13 protein-coding genes and 1 other RNA gene are annotated in these 12689 nt (G+C 53.0%); 7 read left to right on the top strand and 7 right to left on the bottom strand.

Annotation, left to right across the window (positions count from 1 at the left end):
• Nucleotides 1–52 precede the first annotated feature (52 nt).
• The 4 genes from ACOOGA_RS05405 to ssrS all read right to left on the bottom strand — a co-directional run bounded on the left by ACOOGA_RS05405 (nucleotide 53) and on the right by ssrS (nucleotide 2457).
• Nucleotides 53–817: a sulfotransferase gene (locus ACOOGA_RS05405; protein ID WP_420429861.1), complete on the bottom strand. Its 765-nt coding sequence runs from the start codon at nucleotides 815–817 to the stop codon at nucleotides 53–55.
• A 7-nt stretch (nucleotides 818–824) separates the two neighbouring features.
• Complete coding sequence (locus ACOOGA_RS05400; protein WP_417460641.1) at nucleotides 825–1640, bottom strand: TIGR00282 family metallophosphoesterase; 816 nt, start codon at nucleotides 1638–1640, stop codon at nucleotides 825–827.
• A gap of 36 nt (nucleotides 1641–1676) precedes the next feature.
• Nucleotides 1677–2243, bottom strand: coding sequence for a 5-formyltetrahydrofolate cyclo-ligase (locus tag ACOOGA_RS05395; protein WP_420429860.1), 567 nt, complete (start codon nucleotides 2241–2243; stop codon nucleotides 1677–1679).
• Nucleotides 2244–2296: 53 nt separating this feature from the next.
• Nucleotides 2297–2457, bottom strand: a non-coding RNA gene (gene ssrS / locus ACOOGA_RS05390) — 6S RNA.
• Between the two features lie 138 nt (nucleotides 2458–2595).
• Between ssrS and ACOOGA_RS05385 the strand changes: the two genes are divergently transcribed.
• The gene (locus ACOOGA_RS05385) at nucleotides 2596–3480 is read left to right on the top strand and encodes a hypothetical protein (RefSeq protein WP_420429859.1); all 885 of its coding nucleotides are present in this window, start codon (nucleotides 2596–2598) and stop codon (nucleotides 3478–3480) included.
• Nucleotides 3464–4543, top strand: a complete 1080-nt coding sequence (locus ACOOGA_RS05380; protein WP_420429858.1) for a GSCFA domain-containing protein — start codon at nucleotides 3464–3466, stop codon at nucleotides 4541–4543. Before ACOOGA_RS05385 ends, ACOOGA_RS05380 begins: the two co-directional genes overlap by 17 nt.
• Here the strand turns inward: ACOOGA_RS05380 and ACOOGA_RS05375 are convergent.
• Together ACOOGA_RS05375 and ACOOGA_RS05370 are read right to left on the bottom strand one after the other, a co-directional pair.
• Nucleotides 4538–4855: a cell division protein ZapA gene (locus ACOOGA_RS05375; protein WP_420429857.1), complete on the bottom strand. Its 318-nt coding sequence runs from the start codon at nucleotides 4853–4855 to the stop codon at nucleotides 4538–4540. The two genes, ACOOGA_RS05380 and ACOOGA_RS05375, sit on opposite strands and share 6 nt — an antisense overlap.
• A 1-nt stretch (nucleotide 4856) precedes the next feature.
• Complete coding sequence (locus tag ACOOGA_RS05370; RefSeq protein WP_420429856.1) at nucleotides 4857–5360, bottom strand: hypothetical protein; 504 nt, start codon at nucleotides 5358–5360, stop codon at nucleotides 4857–4859.
• A gap of 279 nt (nucleotides 5361–5639) precedes the next feature.
• Between ACOOGA_RS05370 and tkt the strand changes: the two genes are divergently transcribed.
• From tkt to thiE, 5 genes are all read left to right on the top strand, one after another.
• Nucleotides 5640–7643: a transketolase gene (gene tkt, locus ACOOGA_RS05365; RefSeq protein ID WP_420429855.1), complete on the top strand. Its 2004-nt coding sequence runs from the start codon at nucleotides 5640–5642 to the stop codon at nucleotides 7641–7643.
• A gap of 59 nt (nucleotides 7644–7702) precedes the next feature.
• The gene (gene gap / locus ACOOGA_RS05360) at nucleotides 7703–8710 is read left to right on the top strand and encodes a type I glyceraldehyde-3-phosphate dehydrogenase (RefSeq protein ID WP_420429854.1); all 1008 of its coding nucleotides are present in this window, start codon (nucleotides 7703–7705) and stop codon (nucleotides 8708–8710) included.
• Nucleotides 8711–8787: 77 nt separating this feature from the next.
• On the top strand, nucleotides 8788–9957 hold the full coding sequence (locus ACOOGA_RS05355; RefSeq protein WP_420429853.1) for a phosphoglycerate kinase: 1170 nt from the start codon (nucleotides 8788–8790) through the stop codon (nucleotides 9955–9957).
• A gap of 276 nt (nucleotides 9958–10233) precedes the next feature.
• Nucleotides 10234–11298 (top strand): class II fructose-bisphosphate aldolase, encoded by a 1065-nt coding sequence (gene fbaA / locus ACOOGA_RS05350; RefSeq protein ID WP_420429852.1) that lies wholly within the window; start codon nucleotides 10234–10236, stop codon nucleotides 11296–11298.
• Between the two features lie 154 nt (nucleotides 11299–11452).
• The gene (gene thiE / locus ACOOGA_RS05345) at nucleotides 11453–12097 is read left to right on the top strand and encodes a thiamine phosphate synthase (RefSeq protein WP_420429851.1); all 645 of its coding nucleotides are present in this window, start codon (nucleotides 11453–11455) and stop codon (nucleotides 12095–12097) included.
• A 55-nt stretch (nucleotides 12098–12152) separates the two neighbouring features.
• Here the strand turns inward: thiE and ACOOGA_RS05340 are convergent, their stop codons facing one another.
• Complete coding sequence (locus tag ACOOGA_RS05340; protein WP_420429850.1) at nucleotides 12153–12626, bottom strand: DoxX family protein; 474 nt, start codon at nucleotides 12624–12626, stop codon at nucleotides 12153–12155.
• Nucleotides 12627–12689 lie beyond the last annotated feature (63 nt).

The raw sequence follows: 12689 nt of genomic DNA, 5'->3' as shown, positions 1-12689 counted from the left end.
GCTATGATGCAGATACCTATACGCCGTTGAGTACTGGCATGCCGCAAAAAAATTATTGTGGGGCAGAGAAATAGCTGTTGAAAGCGAGCTGTTCATCCATTTTTTTGTTGCGCCGAGGTATGCTGGCCGCCTGGAGCGATTGCGATTGCGTTGCCGGATGCTCAAGATATTCACACAGTCGAGAGACCTGGAATAAGGGATCGTGTACTAGCTCTTCGTAACAGAGTTCAAGATGGTTCTTTACAGTCCCATTTTGAACCAGCGCGTTGAAGAATCTGTGTTGTTCCATGGCAAAACTGAGGCTCCCATCGATGGTGGCACAGCGCTGGGTGAATTGTACCTTGGATACGGAGAAATTTCCCTCAGGCGGGAAAAGGCCATCCTTGATCATTTTTTGATGTCGCTTCGTGAGCGACCGTGCAATATCCCAAGGGCTGCGCCGGATATAGATGACCTTGGCATCGGGAAAGGTTTTAAGCCAATAGGGTAAAGTGGTCAGCGTGCGCGGATCCTTAAAGCCCCAAAAGCCATCCATAGGGCCAAATTTTTCGGCAATCAGTTCAGCGTTGGCGGTTAATATCGTTTCAATGTAATTTTCACCGGTTGGCACTACTTCCGGATATGCAGGCGCATCCCAACTGCTGTTAGTTATTTGAAAATACTTGTTGTTGACGTTGATCATGATCATGCTCTCATGATCGGCTTGCAGGTCGTTGCCAACAAAAAGCCCCACTGCTTCAAGCATTCTTGCCAACAGGCTGGTGCCGCTACGATGTATGCCCGTGATAATGACAGGAGATGTTATTGAGGCAGACATATAAGGCTCACACCTCCGGCATGTGTTCCATCAGCCGTGGGCCTATGCGCACTGGTTCAATGCGTTTCGAGAGGCCGGTACGGTCGTCGGTTTCCACAAAGGTGCCGCATACGGTGGCTTCACCCGTGGCGGGTGAATAGCGTTCCTTGTTCATTTTGGTCAGGAAACGGCTGATGGGCTCCTCTTTTTCCATGCCGATGACGCTGTTGTAATCGCCGCACATGCCAGCGTCGGTCTGGTAGGCGGTGCCGCCGTCCAGTATCTGGCAATCTGCTGTGGGCACATGGCTGTGGGTACCAACAACCAGGCTCACGCGACCGTCCAGATAATGACCCATGGCCATTTTTTCTGATGTCGCCTCGCCGTGGAAATCGACAATAATGGCGTTGACCGTGGCACCAAGCCGATATTTTTTGAGGACCGCGTCAACAGCACGGAAAGGGCATTCCATCGCGTTCATAAACACGCGGCCCATAGCGTTGATGACCATCACCTTTTTACCGCGCGGCGCGTTATAGATGCCGAAGCCACGGCCAGGCGTGCCCTCCGGGTAATTGATGGGGCGCAAGATGCGGTCATCTTGTCCAATGGCAGTTAAAATTTCTTTCTGATCAAAAGTATGGTTGCCGCCGGAGATGACATCGGCACCAGCCTGAATGGTGCTGCCTGCAATTTTGCTGGTGATCCCGAATCCTGATGCGGCGTTCTCGCCGTTCACAACAACGAAATCCAGCTTCAGTTTTTCGCGCAACGTCGGCAAAGCGTCTGCGGCTGCACTGCGGCCGGACCTGCCCATCAAATCACCTAAAAACAACAGTCGCATAAATTAATGTGTCTTCTTTCAAATCGAGACAGGGGCTTAGAGTGAACCTAACGCATTCTGCTTGCGGGGCAAGATTACACCTTCTTCGGTAATGACACCCTGAAGGGGCCAATCGTGGGCTTCACGTGGCACATGATCAACGATTTGAGCGCCAAAGGCAAAGCCAAATGCTTTTATCTCACTATGGGCTGCCAGCGTACGGTCATAAAAACCACCCCCCCATCCAAGCCGATAACAGTCAGCATCATAGGAAAGCAGGGGAACAATGAGGGCATCGGGCACGACCTCTGGGGCATCCAAAGGGGGATGCTGTGTACCAAACGTGCCCGCCTCCAGCGGGTCGCCAACTTGCCATAGCCTGAAGGTCAGAGGTGTGTTTTTGTTCGCGACAACCGGCAGACAGGTACGGTACCCGTGCCTGACTAGTGCGTGCATCAACAGCCTGGGATCAAGCTCACTTTCCATAGGCCAGTAAGCCCCAATGATGGCACCCTTTTCAAAGCTGCTGAACAGGTTAAGCCCGTGGGTGGTTGCTTTCTCGGCGGCATCAAGGGCGTACATCTCATGTGCGCCAGCCCGAATTCGCTGGGCTTCAAAGCGCATTTTCCTTTTCTGCTCAGTGATAGTCATGAATGGCCTAACGGGTTGGAAATGGGTGCGGGACCACATCTGCCGCGTTGACGTCTGTATCCTCCGTAGCCTGATAAATCAGGTGGGCGCCGTATGGTAAGGACCACGGTCCAAACCAGGGACAGCTCCCTAGGAGTGTTTATAGCCCCGGGGATTACTGCATATCTTGCGCACAGCGCAGAACCCGCGCCGCTTATGTAAGCCTTCTAAGGCTTTTGTGCAATAGCAGTCGCTTTTGTCCAGTAGAGAGCATAAGGCCGGGCGTGACGGTCAACGCCTCTTGTGTTAACCAGTCTTGCTATGGAAAATCTTGTTGGAAACATAGATGGCTAACAAACGATTGGCAGTATTTGGGCATAGCCATACGATTTGCTTGATTGATGCCCTAGCGCATTGGCGGTTTGATGAGGGCCATCCAGAATTTGATGCGCAAAAATCTCAATCCTTGCCTCGATGGCCGGACGAAGGCACTGCCAGTTTAGACGTGCATTTGGATGTCACAATCCCAGGCTCTGATAGACGCTGTTTTGTTGATGCATACCCAATATACGGACGCGCTGAAGGTGCAGATATTCTCGACATTGTTCAACACGATGGCGAGAAAATGCGGGTTCAGCCTTCTGCACTATATAGGAGGTTTCTAGATGAAATTGAAGGTGCAGATGTCCTTGTTTCTTGCCTGTTCGGCAATGAATTTGCACTTTGGCAATATGTCGCAAACTTACCGCCATACGATTTTATTCCGGTTGGAGCCCCTACAGAACAAGTGACCGTAAAGCGTGGTGTGCCGCTATTAGACCGTCAATATATCATCGATAGAATTAGCCCATCTGTTAGGCAACTGAAGGCTTGTCTGTTGCTGGCTAAGAGAGAATACTCGGCAATGCCGATCGTCCACGTTATGCCATCGCCGCCAATCGCGGATGTAGCCGATGCAAGCTCGCTCGAGAGATTTGAGGAATTGTTCGATATACATGGAGTTGTTAGTAAGGAGCTGAGGCTAAAATGGTACCAATCCTATGTCTTTCTCCTCGAGCAAGAGCTCTTGAGTGCAGGCCTGATGACCATGAGGGCACCGGCTAACGCACAAGACGAAAAGGGTTTTCTTAAACCCGAATATTTGCGCGGGCTAACACACGGAAATGGAGCCTATGGGAAACTCGTATGGGCTCAGCTTGCGGAGGTCTTTGATCGTGAATCCTTATGGTGACTTAGATGACAATCACTTTTGGAATCGTCAAGTTGGTGGAAAACAGCCCGAAGCGATAGAGTATGACCCTGCGCCGAAGTTTCGGTTCGATATTGAAAAGGATATCTTTGCAACGGCAGGGTCCTGTTTTGCTCAGCATTTTGCTCGAGAACTTGTTCGGCGAGGTGGACAGTATTTGGTTGCCGAACGCGCCCATCCTTTGGTTGCCAGGTTCGACCACGGCTATGGTGTGTTTTCTGCTCGGTATGGCAACATCTATACAACCCGGCAGCTATACGATTTATTGAGTCAAGCGACCGAGCAGCGTGAGACTATTTATGATATTGGCCGACGAAAAGATGGAAAGTTTGTGGATCTGTTAAGGCCTGGTGCTGTGCCACGAGGCTTTTGTTCCGTTGTGGAAGCGAAAGCAGACCGAATATACCACCTTTCAAAAGTGATATCCGCAATACAGACTGCATCCGTCTTTGTATTCACCCTTGGTCTTACCGAGGTTTGGGAGAATACAGTACGGGACTATGTCTATCCACTGTGTCCTGGAACATTGGCCGGTAATTTTGACTCTCAGAAACATCAGTTTGCAAACCATAGCTTTCAGCAAGTTGAGACCTACTTGCAAAAGTCACTGGAGATTCTTTGGAGTATTAACCCTCGTTTGAAAGTGCTGTTAACGGTTTCTCCGGTTATGCTGGTAGCTACATATGAAGCGCGTGGGGCGGTTCAATCTTCGATCGCGTCCAAAAGCATCTTGCGTGCTGTGGCTGACGCCAGTGTTCGCGCCAACCAGTCGGTAGACTATTTTCCGTCTTATGAAATTATTGTGGGCTCACAGGCGAGCGGAAAGTTCTTTCGTGACGGAGCGAGGGATGTTGCTGATGCGGGTGTGAACTGCGTCATGGATTATTTTTTTCGTTCAAGAATGGCTGTCGAAGGCACAACAAAGAGTCAGGCTTCGACAGAAGAGGAGGCACAAGCCGACCTCGTGCAGCAAAACACTGACCAAGAGATCAAAGAATTGTTTCAGGTTGAATGCGATGAACTGATTTTAGACCGAAAATTATGATGCTGCCAGCCGGTCGGTGATGCCCTCAACTTCAGAGGCAACTTCATTGAGAACGGAGGCCATGTCTTCCTCGGTCAGTGCGCCCATAAGCGCCGGACCGCCTTTGCCGTCAAGCGCGTCATGCAACTCATCGGCAATAAGAACGGCCGCCATCAGAAGGATGCGGTTTTCGTTGATATGCCCAAGCTTGGAGGTCAGATCCTTGCACTTTGCATCGACGTATGCTGCGAGTTTGTGCAGTTGTTCCTGTTCACCGTCCGCGCAAGCCAGCGGGTAACTTTTCCCATTCACTGAAACTGAAATCTGGGCCATCTCAGGCACTCCCTACCATTGTCTCAAGGCGTCCGATAGCACCGTCCAGGTCGTTGCGTACGCTGTTTTTCTCATCTTCAAGATGCCGAATTCTGGCTTTCAGTTGCGCATTCTCTGCAGCGAGTGCGGCATCAGCTGGGGCACCGTCCGATTTCGTGTCTTCCAGTGCTTCCATCTCGTCCTGAAGGCCAGCGTATTGCCGCTTGAGTAATTGGTAATTCTGCTCGAGTGCGGTTTTCTCCGCGCGCAACGCTTCAAGCTCGTCTGCTGTACCGCTGTCATGCTCTGGCGCCAGCGCGTGTGTGGCGACCTGCTCGTGGAGTTTCAGGTTTTCTTTCTCAAGGGCCGTTACCCGTGCGTTCAGAGCCACTTTTTCTTCCGCAATTTCCTGAGCGGCAGAAATTGTTTCTCGCGTGCTGGCAACACCCTGCGCTAGACGGGAGAGTGCACTCTCGAGTCGCGTCCTCGCACTTTCAAGCGCAGTGTGATTCTTGTTGTCGGCCATGGCGATTGTCCCCCATTTGCCAGTCAGTTGCGCTTTCGCGCGTGAGAAAGGCGGTATTTGTCTTGTTTGTATTGAAGATAGGAGCTTCCCTATGGTGCCGTCAATTGCCCTCGCGTAGAAGAGGGAGAATAAATACCGGATTTAAAGCCTAAAAGGCGCTTCGCGGTTGACTAGTTCGGTCTTCCCCGCCATTTTGGCCAAAATTTTTTGGCAATCGCAGTGACCGGGTTTCCACCTGCCTGAAACTGTCCGCCCAGCCCCAGAGACAAGTAGATCAAGATGCACGATACAGAATTCAGTCAAGACGATATTCTCAACAGCCGCATGGCGAACGCGATCCGCGCTCTTTCAATGGATGCCGTCCAGAAGGCAAATTCGGGCCATCCGGGCATGCCTATGGGCATGGCGGATGTGGCGACAGTTTTGTTCACCAAATTCATGCGTTTCGACCCCAAGTGGCCAACCTGGCCAAACCGTGATCGCTTTGTGCTGTCGGCGGGTCATGGTTCGATGCTGATTTATTCGCTTCTGCACCTCACGGGATATGAGCGCCCGACGCTCGATGATCTCAAGAATTTCCGCCAGTTGCATAGCCCAACAGCTGGCCATCCTGAGTTTGGTGAGTGCCCCGGCGTTGAAACCACTACCGGCCCACTGGGCCAGGGGCTTGCAACATCTGTGGGCATGGCAATTGCCGAGCGTTTGTCGAACAAGGAATATGGCGACAACATCACCGACCACTTCACATACGTGCTGGCGGGTGACGGTTGTTTGATGGAAGGCGTAAGTCAGGAAGCGATTTCGCTCGCCGGGCATCTGAAGCTTTCCAAAATGATCGTGCTCTGGGATGATAACTCAATCTCTATCGACGGCGCTACGGACCTTTCCACCAGTGAAGATCAATCCGCGCGCTTTGAAGCTGCGGGCTGGCACGTGCAGGCGGTTGATGGCCACGACATGGAAGCTGTTGAGGCAGCCATTCAGGAAGCGCAAAATGCTGACCAGCCATCAATGATCGCCTGTCGCACCACAATCGGTTACGGCGCGCCAAACAAACAGGGTACTGCTGCAACACACGGTGCCCCACTTGGTGATGATGAAATTAAAGCTGCGCGCGAGTTTCTGGGCTGGGAGCATGCGCCCTTTGAAATCCCTGCTGACGTGCTTGATGCATGGCGTGCGGTGGGTGCCAACGGTGCGGCTTTGTCTGCTGATTGGAAAGCCAAGTTCGAAACTCTTGATGCTTTCGTGAAGGAGGATTTTGAGCGCCGTCTGAAGAAAGATCTGCCAAAAGGCTTCGCGGCTGCGATCGATGATTATAAAGCCAAGCTGGCAGCAGAACCCGTTAAGGTCGCCACTCGTAAAGCAAGCCAGATGGCTCTTGAGGTTATCAACGGTGTTGTACCGGAAACCATTGGTGGTTCGGCTGATCTCACCGGCTCAAACCTCACCAAAACCAGTCAGACCCAAGGCATCACGGCGGACGATTTCTCTGGCCGGTATATGTATTACGGCATTCGCGAGTTTGAAATGTGCGCGGCGATGAACGGCATTGCGCTTTATAGCCAACATATCCCGTATGGCGGCACCTTCATGGTCTTCACGGATTATGCCCGCCCGGCTATTCGCCTTGCTGCGCTGATGAAACAGCGCTCTATCTATGTGATGACGCACGACAGTATTGGACTCGGTGAAGATGGCCCAACCCACCAGCCGGTTGAGCATGTACCAAGCCTACGTGCTATGCCAAACCTCAATGTTTTCCGCCCATGTGACGCGGTTGAAACGGCTGAGTGTTGGGCGCTTGCGCTTGAAAGCAAAGAGACGCCGAGCGTGTTGTCGCTCACGCGTCAAAGCACGATCCAGCAGCGCCTTGAGCATACGGACGAAAACCTTTGCGCGAAGGGTGGTTACATCCTGCATGAGGCAGCAGGCGGTGCGCCTAAGGTTGTTATCATGGCGTCTGGTTCTGAAGTCGAACTGGCTGCTGCGGCACGTGAAGCGCTTGAAGCTGACGGTGTGCCAACCCGCGTTGTTTCCATGCCGTGTACGGAGCTCTTTGATGCGCAGGATGGCGCTTATAAAGCTGCTGTTCTTCCTGAAGGTACAGTGCGCGCGTCTATTGAGGCAGCGAGCACATACGGCTGGGCCAAATACACCGGCCTTGACGGTGTGAATATAGGTATCGACAGCTTTGGTGCTTCGGCACCAGCGGGCGACCTCTACAAGCATTTTGGCATCACGTCAGACGCGCTTGTTGCAGCGGTGCGCGAGAAGCTTTAAGAAAGTATTAATCAATAAATAGCCCCTACTGACCCTTAATTTTCTGGAGGACCCCGCGGATGACAGTTCGTGTTTCCATCAACGGTTTTGGCCGTATCGGCCGTAACGTATTGCGCGCTATCTATGAAAGCGGTCGCACCGATATCAAAGTGGTTGCCATCAACGACCTCGGCGACGTTGATATGAACGCCTATCTTCTCAAGCGCGACAGCGTACATGGCCCGTTTCCGGGCACGGTGAGCGTTGACGGCGATGCAATTGTTGTTAACGGCGACCGTATCCGTGTAACAGCTATCCGCAACCCGGAAGAACTGCCATGGGCAGATGAGAAGGTTGACGTGGCGATGGAATGTACCGGCATTTTCACCGCGCGTGAAAAAGCTGCAATGCACCTGACAGCGGGCGCCAAAAAAGTGCTGATTTCCGCACCGGGCGCCAACGCGGACAAAACCATCGTATTTGGTGTGAACCACGACCAGTTGACCGCAGATGACAAGATCGTCTCGAACGCGTCTTGCACCACCAACTGCCTGTCGCCGGTTGCCAAGGTTCTCAACGACCTTGTGGGCATTGAGCGCGGTTACATGACCACCGTGCACGCATACACCGGCGACCAACCAGTTCTGGATACGCTGCACTCAGACCCGCGCCGTGCACGTGCAGCAGCACTTTCCATGATCCCGACATCAACGGGTGCTGCGAAAGCTGTTGGCCTTGTGCTGCCGGAACTTGCTGGCAAGCTTGATGGTTCCGCTATTCGCGTTCCAACACCGAACGTATCCTTGGTTGACCTGAAGTTTGACGCTGGCCGCGAAACAACGGCTGATGAGATCAACGCTGCCATCAAAGCAGCAGCCGAAGGTGCGCTGAAAGGTGTTCTTGGTTACGAGGACATGCCTGCGGTATCCATCGACTTCAACCACAACCCGAACAGCTCCACATTCGATAGCAGTCAAACCAAGGTAATCGACGGCAAGTTCGTCCGTATCCTGACCTGGTACGACAACGAATGGGGCTTCTCCAACCGCATGTCTGACACAGCGGTTGCGATGGCCAAGTTGGGTTAAGGCTCTGGTGAGCTAATCAAATACAGGGCGGCCTTTTCGGTCGCCCTTTTTTGTCTTTAAATGAATTTTTCGGAGTTATGACAATGGCTTTCAAGCGCATTTCCGACCTTGGTGACCTGACCGGCAAAATCGCAGTGGTTCGGGTTGATCTCAATGTCCCGATGGCTGACGGCAAGGTGACCGACGATACACGGTTGCAGGCTGTGAAGCCTACCGTTGATGCTGTGGCAAAGCAAGGCGGGCGTTCGGTTCTGCTTGCTCACTTCGGCAGACCCAAGGGGCAGGAAGTGCCTGAAATGTCGCTGAAGCCAGTTGTGCCCGCTTTGGCTAAAGTTCTTGGTCGCAAGGTTGGCTTTGCCGAGCTTTGCGGCGGGCTGCCGGATGATGACGTTGTGGTCATCGAGAACACCCGCTTCCATGACGGTGAAGAGAAAAACGACCCCGGGCTGGCTGCGAGATTTGCCGCCCTTGGCGATGTTTATATCAATGATGCATTTTCTGCAGCGCACCGCGCACACGCGTCTACTGAAGCGATTGCTCACCTGCTGCCTTCAGCGGCGGGCGAGACGATGGGGGCTGAGCTGGAAGCGCTGGAGAAAGCCCTGGGTGACCCAGAACGGCCTGTTGTCGCAGTTGTTGGCGGTGCGAAGGTTTCATCCAAGCTGGCAGTGCTTGAGAACCTTGTTGCCAAGGTTGATCACCTGATCATTGGTGGCGGCATGGCCAACACGTTCTTGTTCGCGCAAGGGCACGATATTGGCTCAAGCCTATGCGAGAAGGATCTGAAAGACACGGCGCTCAAGATTATCGATAACGCCAAGGCGGCGGGCTGCAAGGTACATTTGCCAACGGATGTTGTGGTGGCGCGTGAGTTCAAGGCCCATGCCGCGAGTGAGGTTAAAGCGGCTGACGCAGTGGTTGACGGTGAGATGATCCTTGACGCCGGCCCCGCGACAGTTGAGATGCTGAAGGGCGTGCTGATGGAATGCAAAACGTTAGTCTGGAACGGCCCGATGGGCGCGTTCGAGATGGAACCGTTTGATATGGCCACGGTTGCCCTTGCCAAGGCCGCTGGCAAGCTTACCGACGAAGGTAAACTGCTAAGCGTTGCCGGTGGCGGTGACACCGTGGCTGCCCTCGCACATGCTGGTGTGAAAGACAGTTTCACTCATATCTCCACAGCGGGTGGTGCTTTCCTTGAGTGGATGGAAGGCAAGCCTCTACCGGGTGTTGAAGCGCTTGGTTAATATTCTACGAGGTTGCGAATCACCAGAGCCTCCGATGGTTTCATCGGGGGCTTTTTTGTACCCCGAGTCGGCGCGGGTGATTTGACTGTGAAATTGACAGCGCTGCCAATTCAGGCTGATGGGCAAGATTGTGTTAAATACCGATGAAACTGGACTTTTTCGGCCGTTCGCGCGTTGCGGCAAGAGGTGCATTTGTGTATCAAGGGGCCACCGATTTCGCAAACGCAACAAAAAGAAGATCGGGCCCCAATAAGCTGGAATATACAGGGAAATACCATGAAACCAGGTGTCGTATTTGGCGAAGAGTATGCTGCTCTTGTCCAGAACTGTAAGGATCAGGGTTACGCGCTGCCCGCGGTTAATGTGGTGGGAACAAACTCCATCAATGCCGTAATGGAATCAGCCGCAAAAAATCGCTCTGACGTCATCATCCAATTCTCAAACAGCGGCGCACAATTTTATGCAGGCAAGGGCATGAAGGATAGCTTCGGTGCCAAAGTGCTGGGTGCTGTATCTGCCGCTCGCCATGTGCAACTGCTTGCCGAGCATTACGGAATTTGCGTCATTCTGCACACAGACCACGCGAACCGCGGCCTTGTGCCATGGGTTGAGGCGCTGGTTGACGAGAGCCGTAAAAACATAAAGCGCGAAGGTATGCCGCTTTATACCTCGCACATGCTGGACCTTTCCGAAGAGCCGATTGACGACAATCTGGAAACATGTGCCCGCGTGCTGAAAGACATGACGCCCCTAGGCATGAGCCTTGAGATTGAACTGGGTGTCACCGGCGGCGAAGAAGATGGTGTTGGATCGGACGTGGATGACGATTTTGAAAACCCAAGCCTCTATACCCAGCCGGAAGATGTGCTTAAAGCATATGACCTGCTCACACCGCTTGGTCATTTCTCTGTCGCGGCATCATTCGGTAACGTTCACGGCGTCTATAAGCCCGGTAACGTCAAGCTGCGTCCTGAAATTCTCAAGAACAGCCAGTCGCTTGTTATGGCTGAGCGCGGGACGGCGATGAACCCGCTCAACTTCGTGTTCCACGGAGGTTCGGGCTCGGAAAAAGAGAAAATTACCGAAGCTGTGGGTTATGGCGTGTTCAAAATGAATATCGACACGGACACGCAGTTTGCTTTCTCAAAAGCAGTTGGCGGCTATGTTGAAGGCAACGCTGACGCTTTCAAATGGCAGGTACACCCTGAAACGGGCACGCCCTTCAAGAAGCAATATGACCCTCGTGTCTGGCTCCGCAAATGCGAAGAATCGATGGCGGCACGCCTTGATGAGGCCTTTAAGGACCTCGGCGCGCAAGGGAAGTCGATGGCAGACGTGTAATCGGTCTTCAGGTCACCAAATTTACAGACGGGGCGGCGTTGTTGCTACCCCGTTTTTCGTTCAGGCATGCTTTTTTGCGTGGTATTACTTCCCGCATACCTAAAAATCAGGCATATGCGGGGACGCACAGCTTACTGAAGATGAGGAGCATACGATGTCGCAAAACCCGGAGGCCTGTCGGCTCTACCTAATCACGCCTGACGAAATTTCAGATTTGGACCGTTTTGCCGCCCTTCTTGATGAAACGCTGGCGGCGGGGGATGTGGCGTGTCTGCAACTGCGCCTTAAAGGTGCTTCCGATGATGAGATTGTTGCAGCCGCTGAGAAGCTGATGCCTATCTGTCACAAATACGATGTGGCGTTTTTTCTCAATGACCGTGCGGATCTGGCGGCGCAAGTGGATGCGGATGGTGTTCATCTGGGTCAGGATGATGGCGATGTGCCAAGCGCGCGCACGCTTCTGGGGCATAGTAAAGACATTGGCGTAACCTGCCATGACAGCATGCACCTTGCCTATAAAGCGGGTGATGAAGGCGCTAACTACGTCGGGTTCGGTGCCTTTTTCTCGACAGATACCAAAACGACTGAATACCAGCCTGAGCTGGATATCCTGACAGTATGGGATGAAGTGACAGAGCTGCCCTGCGTGGCCATTGGCGGCATAACGCCTGAGAACTGCGGTGAACTAGCCGAGGCTGGTGCGCATTTCGTGGCGGTATGCTCGGGCGTCTGGAACCATCCGGAAGGCCCTGCCGCTGCGGTGCTAGCTTTCAATGAAGCGCTTGGCTTAAACTGTTAGACACAAAAGAATCTTGTGAAAAGGGCGGTCAACGACCGCCCTTTTGTATTTTCATTTAGTATTTTATGCCGAATTTCTGGTCCAGACTGTAGCGCCCGCCGCCCTTCAGCGCGAAAGAAAAGCCTACAATCGCCCAGAGAATTGGGTATTCCCAGCCGCCGTCTGTCCAGAAGAAACCGGTGCCAAAGTGGAAGGTTGATGCAACCGCCAACATCACCGTGATGGCAATAGCGGAAGAGCGGGTGGACAGTCCGAAGGCCAGCAGAAGCCCACCGAAAAATTCGACTGAACCTGCACCGAGTGCGGCAAGGTATCCGTTTGAGAAGCCAAGCTGACCCGCAAAAAACTGGCCTGTTGCCTCAAGTCCGTATCCGCCAAACCATCCAAACAGTTTTTGAGCGCCGTGAGGCATCAGAAATAGCCCCGCTGCGACACGGGTGAGCGTGGTGCCGATATCAGAATATCCGCCGAGAATGCCCTCAAGGGTCGGTAGGCCGAAGGGACCTTGAGCTGTTGTTTGTGTCGTCATTTCAAATCTCCGAATTGCATATATGTCGCTTATGTTGTTGGCCCGCGTGGCCTTTGATTATTG

The sequence above is a fragment of the Kordiimonas sp. genome (genome assembly GCF_965216265.1).
Taxonomy (GTDB): domain Bacteria; phylum Pseudomonadota; class Alphaproteobacteria; order Sphingomonadales; family Kordiimonadaceae; genus Kordiimonas.
The sequence above is the reverse complement of the archived record's forward strand: the minus strand, read 5'-3'. Positions and strand labels throughout refer to the sequence as shown.